Source organism: Stappia albiluteola, assembly GCF_014050225.1.
Lineage (GTDB): Bacteria > Pseudomonadota > Alphaproteobacteria > Rhizobiales > Stappiaceae > Hongsoonwoonella > Hongsoonwoonella albiluteola.
The window spans coordinates 78,759-95,460 of sequence record NZ_JACFXV010000048.1 but is presented as its reverse complement, the minus strand read 5'-3'; the positions used below and the strand labels follow the sequence as shown (position 1 = coordinate 95,460).

General features: G+C 64.3%; 13 protein-coding genes. 6 read left to right on the top strand and 7 right to left on the bottom strand.

Translation table 11 applies throughout. The features are described from left to right. Nucleotides 1-89: 89 nt before the first annotated feature. The 7 genes from H2509_RS08630 to H2509_RS08600 all read right to left on the bottom strand — a co-directional run bounded on the left by H2509_RS08630 (nt 90) and on the right by H2509_RS08600 (nt 8,256). Entirely contained in the window at nt 90-863 is a 774-nt protein-coding gene (locus H2509_RS08630; RefSeq protein ID WP_182164344.1) for a DeoR/GlpR family DNA-binding transcription regulator, read from the bottom strand. A 129-nt stretch (nt 864-992) separates the two neighbouring features. Further along, the gene (locus H2509_RS08625; RefSeq protein ID WP_182164342.1) at nt 993-3,182 is read right to left on the bottom strand and encodes a 3'-5' exonuclease; all 2,190 of its coding nucleotides are present in this window, start codon (nt 3,180-3,182) and stop codon (nt 993-995) included. Then, nucleotides 3,175-3,576, bottom strand: coding sequence for a response regulator transcription factor (locus H2509_RS08620; RefSeq protein ID WP_182164340.1), 402 nt, complete (start codon nt 3,574-3,576; stop codon nt 3,175-3,177). The genes H2509_RS08625 and H2509_RS08620 overlap by 8 nt, the downstream gene beginning before the upstream one ends. Nucleotides 3,577-3,689: 113 nt before the next feature. Then, complete coding sequence (locus H2509_RS08615) at nt 3,690-4,220, bottom strand: hypothetical protein (RefSeq protein ID WP_182164338.1); 531 nt, start codon at nt 4,218-4,220, stop codon at nt 3,690-3,692. 41 nt (nt 4,221-4,261) lie between these two features. Then, entirely contained in the window at nt 4,262-6,103 is a 1,842-nt protein-coding gene (locus H2509_RS08610) for a DUF294 nucleotidyltransferase-like domain-containing protein (protein WP_182164336.1), read from the bottom strand. Nucleotides 6,104-6,200: 97 nt separating this feature from the next. After that, nucleotides 6,201-7,976, bottom strand: coding sequence for a sodium:solute symporter family protein (locus H2509_RS08605; RefSeq protein ID WP_182164334.1), 1,776 nt, complete (start codon nt 7,974-7,976; stop codon nt 6,201-6,203). Nucleotides 7,977-7,992: 16 nt separating this feature from the next. Next, nucleotides 7,993-8,256, bottom strand: coding sequence for a DUF4212 domain-containing protein (locus H2509_RS08600; RefSeq protein WP_182164332.1), 264 nt, complete (start codon nt 8,254-8,256; stop codon nt 7,993-7,995). Between the two features lie 469 nt (nt 8,257-8,725). On the opposite strand from H2509_RS08600, the gene hutC reads away from it, so the two are divergent. The 6 genes from hutC (at nt 8,726) to H2509_RS08570 (ending at nt 16,691) form a co-directional block, all read left to right on the top strand. Next, on the top strand, nt 8,726-9,475 hold the full coding sequence (gene hutC / locus H2509_RS08595; protein ID WP_182164330.1) for a histidine utilization repressor: 750 nt from the start codon (nt 8,726-8,728) through the stop codon (nt 9,473-9,475). Nucleotides 9,476-9,595: 120 nt separating this feature from the next. Further along, nucleotides 9,596-11,710 carry a methyl-accepting chemotaxis protein gene (locus H2509_RS08590; RefSeq protein WP_182164328.1) on the top strand — a complete coding sequence of 705 codons (2,115 nt, stop codon included), beginning with the start codon at nt 9,596-9,598 and terminating at the stop codon, nt 11,708-11,710. A gap of 191 nt (nt 11,711-11,901) precedes the next feature. Next, a complete protein-coding gene (locus H2509_RS08585) occupies nt 11,902-12,924 on the top strand; it encodes a BMP family protein (RefSeq protein WP_235974819.1) in 1,023 nt (340 codons plus the stop codon). A 208-nt stretch (nt 12,925-13,132) separates the two neighbouring features. Continuing rightward, nucleotides 13,133-14,677: an ABC transporter ATP-binding protein gene (locus H2509_RS08580; protein ID WP_182164326.1), complete on the top strand. Its 1,545-nt coding sequence runs from the start codon at nt 13,133-13,135 to the stop codon at nt 14,675-14,677. After that, nucleotides 14,674-15,750: an ABC transporter permease gene (locus H2509_RS08575; protein WP_182164324.1), complete on the top strand. Its 1,077-nt coding sequence runs from the start codon at nt 14,674-14,676 to the stop codon at nt 15,748-15,750. The genes H2509_RS08580 and H2509_RS08575 overlap by 4 nt, the downstream gene beginning before the upstream one ends. After that, nucleotides 15,747-16,691 carry an ABC transporter permease gene (locus H2509_RS08570; RefSeq protein WP_182164322.1) on the top strand — a complete coding sequence of 315 codons (945 nt, stop codon included), beginning with the start codon at nt 15,747-15,749 and terminating at the stop codon, nt 16,689-16,691. Before H2509_RS08575 ends, H2509_RS08570 begins: the two co-directional genes overlap by 4 nt. The last annotated feature ends 11 nt before the right edge of the window (nt 16,692-16,702 follow it).

Genomic DNA, 16,702 nt, shown 5'->3' with positions numbered 1-16,702 from the left:
TAATCTGCCAGACCGGCAAGGCCCGCAAGAGCGGTGCATCAATGCGCAAGGATCGGCACACACTTGTCAACAAAGTGGATGGCGAACGGTTACTCGCAGATCGTCGTTTGCACGCCGGTGCGCGCGAGCATGCGGGAGATCGCGGGCGGTGGCGGTCGGTCGCAGAAGACATGGCTGACATCGCCGATATGGCCGCCGCGGACATGGGCCGTGCGTCCGAACTTCGAGTGATCGAGAACGAGGAACGAGCGGCGGCTGTTTTCCAGTATGGCCTGGCGCGACAGCACCTCCTCCTCGTGAAAGTCGAGGAGGGTTCCGTCCTCGTCGACGCCGGCTACGCCGAAAATGCCGATGTCGAACTTGTAGCCGCCAAAGAAGGCTTGCGTCGCGGGGCCGAGGATGTCGCGGTCGCCGGGCCGGATACGGCCGCCGACGATCGTCACGTCGAAGCCCGTGTTGCTGGAGGCGGCCATGGCCACGTTCAGGTTGTTGGTATAGATGCGCAGGCCTTCGTGTTTCAGCAGCGCCTGCATGACGATTTCCGGCGTCGTGCCGATGCTGAAGGCAAGGGAGGCGCCGAAGGGGACCTCTTCCGCGACGCTCGAAGCGATCCGGCGCTTCGCCTGGGCATTGAGGATCTGGCGGGTCCTGTATTCGATGTTGTCCGGCACCGGCGGCGGCTCCACCCCGCCATGGGTGCGACGCAGGATGCCGACCTCGCACAGACGGTTGACATCACGGCGGATCGTCTGGGTCGTGACGCCGAAACGCGCGGCGAGTTCATCCACCGACAGAAAGCCGTTTGCCTGAACGATTTCCGCGATCTCGGCCTGCCTTGCAGAAATCTCCATACCGTTCAGCATCCCCTCCCGGTCTCCCACGCGGCGATCATATGCCGTTCACATGAACATCGCGCGACGTTCATATGAACACAAGGTGACATAGTCTTGCACCAGAAAGCGCGGGAAGGGAAAGGAACAAGCGCTTGATCTTCAATAGGCGCCCTGCTTCCGGCGAATGGCTGCCTGCATGTCGGACACGCGAGTTGCATCTCCCAGCGTCATGACATCCACGGCCTCGAGCAGGTCGAAGAGGCGAAGCAGGACTTCGGCGGTGGCGATCGCGTCACCGAGCGCGGTATGACGCTCTTCCGGCGGTATGGTGATGCCGAACCGCTCGGCCAGCGCGTCGAGCGTCAGGCTTTCGGAGCGGCCGAAGACATGGGCGGCAAGCAGCACCGTGTCGAGCACCGGCTGGTCGAAGACGACGCCTGCTTCCCGTTGTCGCTTCTCCAGGAAAGCCATGTCGAAGGCCGCGTTGTGGGCGACGAGGATGCTGTCGCCGACGAAGTCGTGGAAGCGCGGCAGGACGGAGGTGATGTTGCCGGCACCGGCGACCATTTCGTCGGTGATGCCGTGGATCTTGATCGAGGCCGGTGGGATGCGGCGCCCCGGATTGACCAGGGTGGAGAAAAGCTCGCCCCGCAGGATTCGGCCGTTGACGATGCGCACGCCGGCCACCGAAATCATTTCGTCGCCGCGCGACGGTTCGAGGCCGGTGGTTTCCGTGTCGAAGACCACGAAGTTCAACGCCTTCAGTTCCGCGTCCTCCAGCCGGCCAGGTGGATGGCGGGTGAAGAGGTCGAAGTCGTAGAATTCCGGCCTTTGCGGAATCTGGACATTCGCTTTTTCCGGCCTGTCCTCGAGGTCGAGGGCAAGGGCGAGCGCCATGCGGACACGGACGACGCCGGGCCTGTTGTCCGGTGTCAGCTCCTCGCACCACATATCGGTCTTGTGGTGGCTGAGGACATCGCGGCCGGTCATCGAGCCGACCGCCTCGTCGAGGGGTTCCGACAGCCAGTCTTCCAGCACGCCGACCGGCACGAGGTTGCCGCGCCAGACAAGGTCGACATAGGCGCGGTCGCCATGGCGTGTCGCCTCGAGCCAGAAATCGCGGATCTGATCCCAGACCGCCGCACGGTTCATCACCCGGTCCAGAAGCTCCGTGACGCTTGCGCTGTCGCACATCAGCCAGAGCGGCGTGCCGCCCTGTTCGACCTGGATCGTGCGATTTTCCGACCGGCGGTGGATGACGCATTCAAACAGGGTGGGCGAAAAGACGGGGGCCACGGGCCAGGCGCCGAAAAGCATGTCGTTGGCGACCTGGTCCAGCCGGTCCAGCCGTTCGCCGATTACCTTCGGCTCCTCGCGGAGAGCGGCGCGGATCCATTCGATATCCCCGTCAGCATCCTTGTGCATGCTGAGGACGACCTCGGCGGCCATCGTCAGGTTGGTGACGTGCCGGCGCATGTCCTGGGTCACGTCCTGCAGCAGCCGCTCGCGCCAGATCGCCGCCGCCAGCTCTTCGGTGACCCGGTCGATGGTGACCACGTAGCCGATCGGACGGGCGTCATCCTCATCCAGCATCAAGGACATGCGGCCCTTGAGCGTTTCGTGGCCCGAGACCGTTATGGCGAGGAAGGGCGCCATCAGCCCGTCGCGATGGGAAAAGTGCCGTCCGCCGCCAAAGCGCCTGGTCAGTCTCTCCAGCGCATGCCGCAGGGCCTGTACGGCGAGGAAGGCGCTGAGTTTTCGCCCCAGCCCGAGTTCGCGGCCCGGGCTCCCGGACTGGGCGTGCGAATGATCGAGCAACCCCTGCGCGGCGCGATTGTAGAGCAGGATCGTGTGGTCGAGGCGGCAGATGATCACGCCTTGCTGAAGGTCGCGGACGACGGTCTCAAGCTGCCGCTTCTGTCGTTCGGCGGCGACAGTGGCCTTTTCGATCGCCGCTTCCACGTCATGCCGGGCTTCGGCGAGAGCATCCGTGATTTCCCGGGCGGCCGGCGCCAGGTAGCCGAGATATTCGCCGGTTTGCGGCAGGGCCGTCCGGCCGCCTTCCGGCGTTCCGCCGGCCCGGACGGCCGTCCGCATCGCCTGGGACAAGGCGTCGATCGGCTTCGCCACATGGTCGTCGAAACGCAGCCACACCCAGGCCGTCAGGCCGGCGATGGCGAAGGCCGCGCCCCCGACGAACAGCACCACCATGCTGGTGCTTTCTGGTGGAAGATGGAAGGAAAGCCAGAGCGTGGCACCAAACAGAATTGCTGCACTCGACCCGGCAATAAGCGCAAAGAAAAGGAATATGCGGAAACGGAGGCTCCATCGCTCCGTCCTGTCAGGCATGGGCGCGGTCCGTCCGCTCCCTGTCGCGCCGGAGGGTCGAACCGAGCACTTTCCTCAATTCGTCGAGCGTAAAGGGCTTGCACAAGGTGGCATCCGCGCCAAGCGCCAGGCCTTTCTCCCGCTCCACGGGACGGGAAATGGCGCTCATCAAGACGACGGGAAGATCACGCGTCCTGGGATCGCCGCGCAGGGCCTGACAGACCGAATAACCGCCCGACCGGGCAAGGCCGGCATCGACCAGCAGCACGTCGCCTGCTCCGGAGCGGGCCAGCGAAAGCGCGCCGTCGGGCGTCGTGGCGGTCGACACCTCATAGCCGTCATCGGCCAGAAGGCTTTTCAGGCAATGCGCCAGCACCGCCCCTTCGTCCGCGACTATGAGCCGCTTGTTTGTCATGGCTGTTTCCTCCAGGGCCATTATCGCCAAGGAGCGGGGTTGGGGATAGAAGCCCTTCGGATTACGACGAATGTCCGATTGTAATCGCCTGACGGGCGGTTTCGGCGCCCGCCTCAGCCACTGGTTGGCGCCGAGCAGACCTTCGAGAGCATCGGATCGGTCTTGTCGAGGCTCTCCCAGGCGGCGCCCTCCGGCAGGCCATCCTCGCCGAACGTGTCGCTGCGACCGAGGAAAGCCCGCCGACCGCCCGGGCAGTCGAAAATCTGCTGCGTCGCCGCCGTCGGTGTGAAGCGGGTGACCAGATAGACTTCCGCCAGCCGGTAGCCGGGCGCCTTGTCATTGGTCTTCACCGTGGAAAGGTCGACGGCCGCGTAGCGGTTGATGCGCGGGAAGACGAGCGTCCAGGGCTGAATGACCGTCGAGGTGGTGTAGGTCTCCGCGACGGCGACATGCGCGGGCAGGTCCGCCGCCGTGCGGTCGAACCAGGTATATTCGTTCCAGATATGGAAGGTAAGCATCCCGAGTGCTGCGCCGGCCGGGAATATCCAGCGCGGCAACCGCTTGCCCGTCAGCTTGTTGAGGAACATCAGGCAACCGACGACGGCAATGCCGAGAACGAGTGTTCCGACCAGTCCTAGAAGCATGCATCAGATCCTATGGAAGACAGTTCCGGTAAGTGCCGGCCTCAGGCGCCGCGTGCGCTGAGAGCCGACTGCATGGTCTTGACGACGCCGAATGCGTCCTTGAGATGATTGCGTTCCAGTGCCGAAAGCGTGCTCGGCGCCATGAAGTTATCGACCTTTCGTCCGTCGCGCACCTGGCGTGCCTGATGCTCCAGGCGGATATTGGCGATGAGGTCGTAGGCGTCGATCAGGTCGTCGGCGCCGGACCGGCTGACGCTTCCCGCGTCGCGGGCGAGAAACAGCCGCTCGCGCGTATTGACCGGCTCGATCGCCGCGTCGAGCGCATAGACCCGCGCCAGGTCGACAATTGGTACGATCCCCGAGTGTTTCAGGTCGAGCGTATCCTTGTGCTCGCCCGAGCGGATCAGGGCGAAGCCGCGGAACAGGCCGAGCGGCGGCGTGTGCTTCAGCGAATTCGCGATCAAATGCGCGCGGAAGATCGAGTTCGCCCGTGCCGTTTCCAGCGTCTCGCGATGCATCCCCTCATACAGGCTTTCGTCGCCGGCGATCGGGCGCAGGTCGAACATGACCGAAGACAGCATTTGCGCCATCGGGTCGGGCTTCGCGATCCAGCCCTGGTAGTAACCGCGCCAGACCCTGGCCGGCTGGCGCCACTTGTCGTTGGTCGCCATCATGTCGCCGGGGCAATAGACGTAGCCGCAGGCGTTCAGGCCGTCAGAAACGAAACGGGCCATATCCCTGAAATAGGCGCCATGCGCGTCTTCGCGGTAATCGTCGTGCAGGATCAGGCAGTTGTCCTGGTCCGAAACGCCGGTCTGCTCCCGCCGGCCCTGCGAGCCGCAGGCCAGCCACAGCCAGGGGATGGGTGCCGCCCCCAGTTCCTGTTCGGCAAGCGTCAGCAGGCGGCGTGTCAGCGCGTCGGCGATGCTCGTTATGAGATGGCCGATCTTGTAGGCCTCGATGCCCGACCCCACCAGTTGCGCCAGCAGCTGCGGCAGGCGGCCGACGACGGTCGCCAGATCGTCCAGCTTCGACAGCCGGCCGATGTCGGAGATCATGAAAAGGGCGGAAACCGACTGGCGGCGGATCAGGTTGGTCTTGGTCAGGATGCCGACCGCCTTGCCGTCCTCGGTGATCGGCAAATGGCCAATGGAGCGTCCGCTCATCTCCATCATGGCATCGAGCACCAGCGCCTTGGGCCCAAGCGAAAAGGGCGCGGGCGTCATGATCTCGGATACCGGACGGTTGCCGCCGAGGCCCTTCGCCAAAAGACGTCCGGTCAGGTCGCCGGTGGTCAGGATGCCCTGCAGCATGCCGCCTTCGCCGACGAGCAGGCAGGAAATATGCTTCTCGCCCATGATGGCGGCGGCCTCGCGCGCAGTTGCCGATGGCGAAACCATCACCGGATCGGTGGTCATGATATCGCTCAGCGGCGAGGAAATGAGCGCATTGACCGTATCCATCGATGCGATGGGAGGGCGCTCCTGCGCCGGGCGCAGCCGGTCGAAGAAGGTGCTGAATCCGGGATGCGCCGCCAGCAGCGCATCGAACTCGGCCTTTGGAATGCACAGGGCCCGCATGTCGCCGCAGGCGACGGCCTTTTGTGCGGCGATGCCGCCGCGAAAAAGGGTTCGCGCGGCAAAGCTTTCGCCCTGGCGGAAGTGGGAAATGATCTGGCCTTCGGGGGAAAGGAGATCGACCTCGCCGGCAAGGATCACGAAAAGGCAGTCAACCTTGTCGCCGATCTCGTAGACGGCGTCGCCGGCTGCGACCGAGATCGTCGTGCCGCTGGCTTCCAGCCCGAGCAGGGCCTCGGCCGGCAGCAGGTCGAAGGGATGGTAACGGGCGAGAAACGCGCCGATCGATGTCGTCTCCTGCGGCATTGGCAGAGTTTATCCCAAGACAGGTCGGCGGAAAAATAAATGCGGACCCCGCCGGGGGCGGGGTCCGCGATCGCGTTCAGCCGCAAGCCATGCGGGCTTAGTGGCTCTGGGCGGCACCTGCACCGCGCGGGATGCGGATGCTTTCCACCAGGTCCTGGATCTCCTGTGGGGGAGCCTCTGTCGCGTTGGACACGAAATAGGCGACCGCGAAGTTCAGGATGGCGCCGACCGTGCCGATGGACAGCGGCGAAATGCCGAAGACCCAGTATTCGGCCGTATCCGGGGCGAAGTTGGTGCCCGGGAAGAACAGCCAGCCCTTGTACCAGAAGATGTAGACCAGCGTGAAGATCAGGCCCGACAGCATGCCGGCCACCGCACCCTTGTTGTTGATGCGCTTCACGAAGATACCCATCATCAGCGCCGGGAAGATCGACGCGGCCGCAAGACCGAAGGCGAGCGCCACGGTCTGGGCGGCGAAGCCCGGAGGGTTGAGGCCGAGATAGGTGGCAACGCCGATCGATACCGCCATGGCGATACGGGCGGCGAGCAGTTCGCCCTTTTCCGAGATATTCGGGTTGTAAGCGCCCTTGATCAGGTCGTGCGACACCGCCGACGAGATCGCAAGCAGCAGACCCGCCGCCGTCGAAAGGGCGGCCGCAAGACCGCCGGCGGCGACCAGTGCGATAACCCAGTTCGGCAGGCGGGCGATTTCCGGGTTGGCCAGCACCAGGATGTCCTGGTTCACGGTCAGCTCGTTGCCCTTCCAGCCGAAGCCTTCGGCCTTGGTGTTAAAGTCTGCCGACTTGTCGTTGTAGTACTGGATGCGGCCGTCGCCGTTCTTGTCCTCGAACTTGAGAAGGCCGGTGGTTTCCCAGTTCTTGAACCAGTTCGGCCGGTCGTCATAGGCGAGATTGCCGTCAGGCGAGCCGACCTCGCCCGTCTGGATCGTGTCGACGAGGTTGAGGCGGGCCATCGCGCCCACGGCCGGAGCGACCGTGTAGAGAATGGCGATGAAGACCAGCGCCCAGCCGGCCGACCAGCGGGCATCGGCAACCCTCGGCACCGTGAAGAAGCGGATGATCACGTGCGGAAGACCCGCCGTGCCGATCATCAGCGACATGGTGAACAGCACCATGTTCAAGGTGTTGGTATGATGCCCCGTATAGGTGGCAAAGCCGAGATCGCCGATGACCTGGTTCAGCTTGGTCAGCAGCGGCACGCCATCGGCGACAGTGCTGGAGAACAGGCCGATCTGCGGCAGGGCGACGCCCGTCAGTTGCAGCGAGATGAAGACCGCCGGGATCGTGTAGGCCAGGATCAGCACGACATACTGGGCGACCTGGGTATAGGTGATGCCCTTCATGCCGCCGAGCACCGCATAGGCGAAGACGATCGCAGCGCCGATATAGAGGCCGACATCCGCACGCACGTTGAGGAAGCGCGAGAAGGCGACGCCGACGCCGGTCATCTGGCCGATCACGTAGGTGAGCGAGGCGACGATCAGGCAGATCACCGCCACAAGGCGGGCCGTCGGGCTGTAGAAACGGTCGCCGATGAATTCCGGCACCGTGAACTTGCCGAACTTGCGAAGATACGGCGCAAGCAGCATGGCGAGCAGCACGTAGCCGCCGGTCCAGCCCATCAGGAAGGTGGAGTTGTCATAGCCGACGAAGGCGATCAGGCCGGCCATGGAGATGAAGGAGGCTGCCGACATCCAGTCCGCCGCCGTGGCCATGCCGTTGGTGACCGGGTGCACACCCCGGCCCGCGGCATAGAATTCGCCCGTCGTCGACGCCCGGGCCCATATCGCGATGCCGATATAGAGCGCGAAGGTTCCGCCGACGATGATATACGTAATGGTTTGAAGATCCATGTGTTTCCCCCCGGCCTTATTCTTCGTCGACGCCGTATTTCTTGTCGATCGTGTTCATGCGCCAGGCATAGAAGAAGATCAGGATAAGAAAGACGTAGATCGACCCCTGCTGGGCAAACCAGAAACCGAGGTCGGTTCCGCCGATCTTGATGCCTGAAAGAAGCGGCCGCAGAACGATTCCGAAGCCGAATGACACGAGAGCCCAGATGACAAGGCTCCATTTCACGAGCGAAAGGTTCGCCTTCCAGTAGGCGATCCCTGCTTCCTTATCGTTATCCATTAATTCTCCTCCGCGTAACGATCCTGGTGCTGCGAAGGCATATCCGGCGCGAACAACTTGCGGCGAGACCGAACGGGATCCTCCGCGACGCCTTTGGCCGGATGCTGCCCGGTCCACCCCGACGGCATCGGGTTCATGAACCGGCTGTGCTCCAGCCACCCCCACAGCGACCGGCCTCAGTTCCTCCTCCTGGCCGGTCGGCGCGGCCACGCATGCCGTCAAGGCATGTGAAACCACGCTTCCGGCCGCAACTATACCGACAAGGTGAATGCGGACGAACCACGACGATCGATTAATACACTTTCGTCGTGACTTATGATCGAAGGGTGCGACAGAGATTCGCCGCGCGCCAATCGCCCTGAATTATGTATAGACATTTTCCGAAGCTGCTCCAAAACTGATACCCGATGAAAGCGCCCGCCGCGGGGGCGAGGGGAGACGGCCTATTCACGATCGGAAGCAATCCGGCATGCAGGCACCGCATGACACCGCAGGCGCCGGGGCGGAGTCCGCCAAGGCATCGCCGCTCTATGGCCGCATCAAGGCGGATATCCTGCAGCGCATTCGCAAGGGCGAATGGCGCCCGGGCGCCACGATCCCCGGCGAGGTCGAGCTCGCGCGCAGCTACGGCTGCGCCCGCATGACGGTCAACAGGGCGATCCGCGAACTGGCCGGCGAGGGCGTGTTGGAGCGCCGCAGGCGCGCCGGCACGCGCGTGGCACCCTTTACCGGCCACAGCGCGCTGCTGGACATCCCGCGCATCGACCAGGAGATCGAGCGGCTGGGAGCTCGCGTCGGCTACAGGCTGATAGGCCGCAAGAGCGTGGCGGCGGATGCCGAACTGGCGGCGAGGCTCGATGTCGCGCAAGGGGCTCCCATCCTCGAAGTCACCTGTCTGCATCTGGCCGACGGCGTGCCGTTTCAGCTCGAAAGGCGCTGGATCAACCTTCAGGCCGCGCCTGATGCGGCAGGCGAGGACTTTGCATCGTCGGGCCCGAACCAGTGGCTGCTCGATCACATCGCCTGGTCATCGGTGGAGCATGAGGTGGCCGCGCTGGCGGCGGAACCCGCGGATGCGGAAGTCCTGGGAATTGCCAGAGGCGCGCCGATCCTGGAAATCAGCCGGAGAACCCGGCAGGGCAGCCGGGTCGTTACCCTGGCAAGGTTGCTTCATCCCGGCGAAAGCTATCGTCTTCAGGCGCGTGCGAGCGTGGCATGACCCCGGCGCGCGCTGCGCGCGCCGGAGGACTGCGGCCGTTAATCAATCCTTGGAGTTTTGCCGGCATTCTCACGCCACCCAAAAAAACACCCGACTATAAAGAACACCTTGGGGGTGGAGATGCTTCGCAAAAAACTTTCAACCAAGCTGGCGATGCTTTTCTTCGCCGGGGCGGCTGTCCTGTGTCTGGCCCTGGTCGTGACGACCTCGCAGCTTGCGGGAAATGTCGCAAATGACCAGGCCGGCAAGGCACTCGCCAGCGCCACGCTCGGCAAGAGCAAGGCGATGACGATGTCGCTCCAGCAGGTAAAGGACAGCGCGCGTTTCTTCGCGACGCTTCCCAACGCCAAGGACAGCATCATGAAGATGCGGGCCGGCTGGAAGAACCTGAAGGAAAACCAGACCGAGCAGTTGATCTCGATCTTTGTGGAAGCCAATCCCAACAGCGTAGCGGAGCGCTATCTGCTGGAAGACCCCGGCGTCGACAACTACTACGCCACCAATCACAAGGTGATCCATATCGCGTTCCGCGAGATGGTCGGACAGGGCCTCTTCTCCGACGTGGCGCTGGCGGATCCGGACGGCAACATCATCTATACCTACCGCAAGGGAGACGACTTCGCCCGCCGGATCGACGCCCCGGAGATCGACGGGTCCGCGACGCAGCTTGCCTTGAAGCCGCTGCATGAGGGAACGGTCGCAGGCACTGTCAAGGCCGGCGACGTCTTCTTCTCGGGCTTCACGAAGGGCGCAGACGGGTCGATCGTTGCCGTCGTCGCCACTCCGGTCTTCTATCTCGACTCCTATTTCGGCGCGGTGGCCCTGACGATCGACATGCACGGCCTCGCGTCCGTGCTCGCCGATCGCACCGGCATCGGCGAGACCGAACGCACGATGCTGCTTCTCAACGACGGCAGCCTGGTTGAGCTTTCCGCCGACGGCACGACCAGCGCGTCCTATCAGCTTGCGGACGTCAAGACCTCCGCGAATACGCTCGACATCGACGGCGACGAACTGCGCTTTCGCGAAGCCGCCGGAGAGTTTCTCGGCCGCAGCTTCGCAGTCGTCGAGACCGTGGCGCAGTCGGAGCTTTCGGAAGCCGCCGGCCGCATCACCTATGGCGTGATCATCGCCGGCGCGCTCTGCCTTCTGCCGATGGTGGGCATCATGTGGTGGCTGACCGGGCGCACATTCCGCCCGCTTGCCGAGCTTTCGGTCGTGGCGCGCCGGATCGCCGAGGGCGACCTGGAGATCGAGGTCGGCAGCCGCGACCGTTCCGACGAGATCGGCGAAATGGCCCGCAGCATCGAGGTCTTCAAGGAAAACGCCGTCGAGCGCGAGCGACTGGCCGCGGAACGCAAGGTCGGGCACATCGCGCGCGAAAGCCGGCAGAAGGCGATCGACGACCTCATCGCCAACTTCCGCAACGAAATGCAGACAGTGCTTTCCTCGGTGGAGGAAAACCTGTCGCGTGTCGGGGGCCTCTCCGAATCCCTTACCGGTCTTGCCGCGGCAGCCGCGAACCGCGGACAGGAAGCCACCCACGAGTCGACAAGGGCGTCTGAGAACGTCCAGGCCGTTGCCTCGGCCACGGAAGAACTCAACGCCTCGATCGAGGAAATCGCGCGCCAGGTCGCCACGACGGCCCAGATCGTCGAGCAGACGACGGCGAATGCGAATTCCTCCAATGCCAAGATCGGCGGGCTCGCGCAGGCAGCCAACCGGATCGGCGATGTCGTGTCGCTGATTTCGGAAATTGCCGAGCAGACCAACCTGCTGGCCCTCAACGCCACAATCGAGGCGGCGCGCGCGGGCGATGCGGGCAAGGGCTTTGCCGTCGTCGCCTCCGAGGTAAAGTCGCTTGCCGGACAGACGGCGAAGGCAACGGAAGAGATTTCCGCCCAGATCGCCGGCATTCAGGCGTCGACGGCGGAGGCTGTCGGCGAGATCGCTTCGGTCACCGAATCGATCGACGAAGTCAACCGCTACACCTCGACAATCGCCGCGGCCGTGCGCCAGCAGGGTGCGGCAACCGGCGAGATTTCCAGCAATGTCGCGCAGGCCGCGAACGGGACGATGACCGTCTCCTCGGCGATCGCCTCGCTGAGCGACAGCGTCAGCGAAAGCTCGCAGTCGGCCGAAGTGATGCGCAACGCAACGGTGGAGATGCAGGAGCATTCGATGCGCCTGCGCTCCGTGATCGACCGTTTCCTCACGGACGTTGCCGCCGCCTGACCTGCGGCAACGGAACCGAGGCGAAAGAATGGGCGGGAACATCCCGCCCATTTCTTTTTCGGACCTGCCTGTTTCTTTTTCGGACCTGTCTGTCGAAGCCGGAACGCGTCGGCGTTTCTGAGCCTGCCCAGATTGTGGGCGCGATTATTCTGTGCTCATATCCTCTTACCTTACCTAAGGAAAAGAGGGGAATGTCGATGGCCGGTCCTTCCGATTATTCGTTTCTCAGGCTGACGCGCCGAACCGTCCTCGCGGTCGGCCTGTCGGTTGCCGCAATCACATGCGGCGGGGCCGTGGCGGTGGCCAAGGAAAAGCCCCTCAAGGTCGCCGCGATCTACACCGTGCCCGTCGAGCAGCAATGGGTGAGCCGGATCCATCAGGCCCTCAAGGCCGCCGAGGCGCGCGGCGACGTGACCTATACATTCTCCGAGAACGTTGCCAATACCGACTATGAACGCGTCATGCGCGAATATGCCGAAGGCGGCATGGACCTGGTCGTCGGCGAGGCTTTCTCGGTTGAGCGGGCGGCCCGCAAGGTGGCGTCGGAATACCAGGACGTGGCCTTCCTGATGGGCTCTTCCTTCGGGTCGGTACCGCCGAACTTCGCCGTCTTCGACAACTGGATCCACGAGCCGAGCTACCTGACGGGCATGATCGCCGGCAAGGCGACCAAGTCGAACATCATCGGCATGGTCGGCGGCTACGCGATTCCGGAAGTCAACCGGCTCATGAACGCCTTCATGGAAGGCGCCTTGTCGGTCAACCCGGACGTGAAGTTTCTCGTGACCTTCATCAATTCCTGGTACGACCCGCCCAAGGCCAAGGAAGCGGCCTTCGCCATGGCCGACAAGGGGGCCGACATTCTCTATGCCGAGCGTTTCGGCGTGTCGGATGCCGCGAAGGAAAAAGGCATTCTCGCCATTGGCAATGTGATCGACACGTCGGGCGACTATCCCGGCACCATCCTGGCAAGCGCGCTGTGGCACATGGAGCCGACGATCGATCGGGTCATCGATGCGGTCGCCTCGGACACGTTCGAAGCCGCGGATTACGGGCAATTCAGCTTCATGGGCTATGGCGGCGGCAGTTTTGTCGTCGACGAAACGCTCGCCGATCCGGCCGCGCTGAAGGCGGCCAAGGACAAGGAGCAGGAAATCAAGGATGGACTGTTCCGTGTCAACGTGAACGACGCCGAGCCGAAGTCCACTCTCTGACACCGTCGACGCGGCCGGAGAATCCACGTGTTCTTCGGCCGCTCGCTTGCCCGGATCTTCCCGCGAGTATGCCTTTACCGCTAGGGCAGTAACGGGGCTGTTCATAGCCGGGGACGTAAGATACTCTGTCGTAGAGCATTTTTGACGATCTGTTCCTTCAGTCGGGGGAATGGTCGGGTGCCGGTTGCGTATCTGGAAAGAGGTGGAGATGTCAGAGCCCTCGGCGGAAGTCCCCGCCGTCCTGTCCCTTTCCGGCATCACGAAGCGCTTCGGAGATCTTGTCGCAAACCAGACGATCGATCTCGATTTCTTCCCCGGCGAGGTCGTCGCGCTGCTCGGCGAGAACGGCGCCGGCAAGACGACATTGATGAATATCCTGTTCGGCCACTATGTGGCCGATGAAGGCTCGGTGAGAATTGCCGATCATGAGGGCAAGCTGGTGCCGCTGGAGCAGGGCTCGCCCAACGCCGCCCTGAAGGCCGGCATCGGCATGGTGCATCAGCATTTCACCCTGGCGGAGAACCTCACGGGGCTCGAAAACATCCTCCTTGGAACGCAGACGCTGTTTTCCCCCGGGTGGCAACGGGGCCGCGCGCGCAGGAAGCTCGCGGAAGTGATGAAGCAGTCCGGCCTGGAAGTGGATCTCGACTGTCGCGTATCCCGGCTGACGGTCGGCGAAAAGCAGCGTGTGGAAATCCTCAAGGCGCTGTATCGCGATGCGCGGGTGCTGGTGCTGGACGAGCCGACGGCGGTGCTGACGCCGCAGGAATCGGAGAGCCTGTTTCGCACACTGCGGGCCCTTGCCGCGAACGGGCTATCCGTCGTTTTCATCTCCCACAAGATGGCCGAGGTGCTATCGGCCTCCGATCGCATTGCCGTTCTTCGCGGCGGCCAGCTTGTCGCCGACCTGCCGACGAGGGTCTGCGACAGGCATATGCTGGCCGATATCATGGTCGGACGGCACATCGAGCCCGACGAGCGTCTGCCCTCGAAAGAGGGAGCGCCGCTCCTGATCCTGAAAGACATATCCACCGACGACGGGCGCAATGCGCTGCACGATCTGTCGCTTTCCGTTCGAGGGGGGGAAATTCTCGGTATCGCCGGCATTTCGGGCAACGGACAGGCAACGCTTGCGAGGCTGATCTCGGGCCTCGAGCCGCCGAAGTCGGGTACCATCGAAATCGACGGGAAGCGGTTGCCCGCCGATCCGCGCAAGGTCATGGCGGCGGGCATCGCCCGCATTCCCGAAGACCGGCACCGGGACGGCATCGTCGGCGCGATGACGGTCGCCGAGAACCTCGCGATCGAAGCGATACGCTCGCCGGCGTTTCAGCGCCTGGGATTTTTGAAGTTTTCCGCGATGGCAAGCCGCGCAACCGAGGCGATCGAGGCCTATGACATCCGTTGTCCGGGGCCGGATGCCACGGCAAGGCTCCTTTCAGGCGGCAATATCCAGAAGATCGTGCTGGCGCGCACGCTCGACGGCGATCCGAAAGTGGTGATCGCGGCGCAGCCCGCTCGCGGCCTCGATATCGGCGCGGCCGAGGACGTCCACCAGCGTCTCCTGGCGGCGCGGGCGCGCGGCGCGGCCATCCTGCTGATCTCGGAGGACCTCGACGAGCTCTTTGCCCTCTCCGACCGGATTGCCGTCATCCATCGCGGCCGCCTGAGCGAGCCGCAGCAGACGGAAGCGCTCGACCGCGCCGCCGTCGGCCTGATGATGGCCGGGCATGCTCCGGGAGAGGCGGCATGATCCGTTTCGAGCCGCGCCAGTCCGTTTCCCCGGTGCGGATTGCCGCGGCACCCATCATTGCCGCCGTGCTTGCCCTGGCCATCGCCGCCATTCCGATCTGGGCGGCGGGCGCCTCCGTCTTCAACGCCTATCTGCTGATGTACAAGGGCGCGCTGGGCTCGACCTTCGCGGTGTCCGAACTTCTGGCACGCGCGACGCCGCTCATCCTGACGGGGCTCGCCGCCGCGATCGCCTTTCGTGCCAAGCTGTGGAACATCGGCGCGGAGGGCCAGCTTTACGCCGGAGCGCTTGCGGCGGTCGCGGTCGGCTCGGGCCATCTCGCCTTGCCGCCTGGCACCCTGCTGCCGCTTGTCATCATCGCTGGCGCGGCCGCCGGCGCGTTGATGATGCTGGTTCCGACACTTTTGCGCGTGCGGCTCGGCGCCGACGAGGTGGTCACCACGCTGCTGCTCAATTTCGTGATCCTGCTGTTCGTTCAGATGATGCTCGAGGGACCGATGAAGGATCCGCTCGGCATGGGCTGGCCGCAGTCGGAACCGATCGTCGACGCGGCGGTGCTGCCGAAACTGGTGGAGCGCATGCGTGTCCATTCCGGCCTCGTCGTCGCCCTGGTGCTCGCAATCGCCGCCCATATCGTGCTGAAGCGCACCGTCTGGGGCTTCGAGATCCGTGCGGTTGGCGAGAATCCGGCCGCCGCGCGCCATGCCGGCATCCCCGTCACGGCGACCATCGTCCGGGTCGGGCTGATATCGGGCGCCTTCGCCGGCCTTGCCGGCGTCGGCGAGGTGGCGGGCCTCAAGGGCTACCTGACGGCGGACCTGTCCCCCGGCTTCGGCTATGCGGGGATCGTGGTGGCGATGCTCGCCGGCCTGTCTCCGCTCGGCGTGGTGCTTGCCGCGCTCTTCATCGCCGGAATATTCGTCGGCGCCGATTCCATGAGCCGCGCGATCGGCGTGTCGAACTACCTCGCGGACCTCATCGTGGCGCTGTCGCTGCTTTGCGTGCTCGTATCCGGCCTTTTCGTCCGCTTCCGCATGCGGGTGGGCGGCAGCGCATCGGCGGAGAAGCCATGATCGATATTCTCGATATCCTGCTGACCGCTAATTTCTGGGCCGCCGCCATCCGCATCGCGACGCCCCTGATCTTCGGCGTTCTGGGGGCCCTTGTCTGCGAGCGGGCGGGCGTGCTCAATCTCGGCATCGAGGGCATCTTCACCGCCGGCGCCATGGCCGGCTGGATGGCCGTCTGGCTCGGCGCGGATCTGTGGACCGGGGTGGCGGTCGCCGCCGGCACAGGGGCCGCCTTCGGCCTGCTGCATGCCATCCTGACGGTGCCCTTCGGCCTGTCCCAGCACGTCTCCGGCCTCGGCATCACCCTGTTCGCGACAAGCGCCAGCTACTATGCCTATCGGACCGCCCTGCCGGATGTGTCCTCGCCGCCGCGCATCACGCCCTTTCAGCCGCTCGATGTCGACGGCCTGTCCGACCTGCCGTTTATCGGGCCGGCGCTCTTCCAGCAGACGCCGCTGACCTTCCTTGCGATCGGCCTGGTGCTGCTGGTCGCCGTCCTGCTCAACCGCACACCGCTTGGCCTAGCGATCCGCGCGGTCGGCGACAATCCGTCGGCGGTGGAGGCGCAGGGCCTGTCCGTCATGAAACTGCGGACAGGCGCCATCATGTTCGGCTCGGCGCTGATGGCGCTGGGCGGCGCCTTCCTGACGATGTCGGCTTTCGACGCCTTCTTCTTCGGCATGGTCAACGGTCGCGGCTGGATCTGCATCGCGCTCACGGTTTTCGCGTCCTGGCGACCCGGCAAGGCGCTGATCGGCGCGTTGCTCTTCGGCGCCTTCGACGCTTTCCAGGTGCGCCTGCAGACAGAAGTGGGCGCTGTGGTTCCGGGGCAGGTCTTCCTGATGCTGCCCTATCTCCTGTCGATCGTTGCGCTTGTCGTCGCGGCCCGCGGCGCCGATTATCCGCGAGCCCTGCTGAAGCCCTATTTCAAGGGGCAGCGATAGATAAAGGGGGA

Bases quoted from the DNA above. Each gene is read 5' to 3' on its own strand.
- H2509_RS08630 (WP_182164344.1), bottom strand. From the start codon at position 863: ATGCTGAACGGTATGGAGATTTCTGCAAGGCAGGCCGAGATCGCGGAA.
- H2509_RS08625 (WP_182164342.1), bottom strand. From the start codon at position 3,182: ATGCCTGACAGGACGGAGCGATGGAGCCTCCGTTTCCGCATATTCCTT.
- H2509_RS08620 (WP_182164340.1), bottom strand. From the start codon at position 3,576: ATGACAAACAAGCGGCTCATAGTCGCGGACGAAGGGGCGGTGCTGGCG.
- H2509_RS08615 (WP_182164338.1), bottom strand. From the start codon at position 4,220: ATGCTTCTAGGACTGGTCGGAACACTCGTTCTCGGCATTGCCGTCGTC.
- H2509_RS08610 (WP_182164336.1), bottom strand. From the start codon at position 6,103: ATGCCGCAGGAGACGACATCGATCGGCGCGTTTCTCGCCCGTTACCAT.
- H2509_RS08605 (WP_182164334.1), bottom strand. From the start codon at position 7,976: ATGGATCTTCAAACCATTACGTATATCATCGTCGGCGGAACCTTCGCG.
- H2509_RS08600 (WP_182164332.1), bottom strand. From the start codon at position 8,256: ATGGATAACGATAAGGAAGCAGGGATCGCCTACTGGAAGGCGAACCTT.
- hutC (WP_182164330.1), top strand. From the start codon at position 8,726: ATGCAGGCACCGCATGACACCGCAGGCGCCGGGGCGGAGTCCGCCAAG.
- H2509_RS08590 (WP_182164328.1), top strand. From the start codon at position 9,596: ATGCTTCGCAAAAAACTTTCAACCAAGCTGGCGATGCTTTTCTTCGCC.
- H2509_RS08585 (WP_235974819.1), top strand. From the start codon at position 11,902: ATGTCGATGGCCGGTCCTTCCGATTATTCGTTTCTCAGGCTGACGCGC.
- H2509_RS08580 (WP_182164326.1), top strand. From the start codon at position 13,133: ATGTCAGAGCCCTCGGCGGAAGTCCCCGCCGTCCTGTCCCTTTCCGGC.
- H2509_RS08575 (WP_182164324.1), top strand. From the start codon at position 14,674: ATGATCCGTTTCGAGCCGCGCCAGTCCGTTTCCCCGGTGCGGATTGCC.
- H2509_RS08570 (WP_182164322.1), top strand. From the start codon at position 15,747: ATGATCGATATTCTCGATATCCTGCTGACCGCTAATTTCTGGGCCGCC.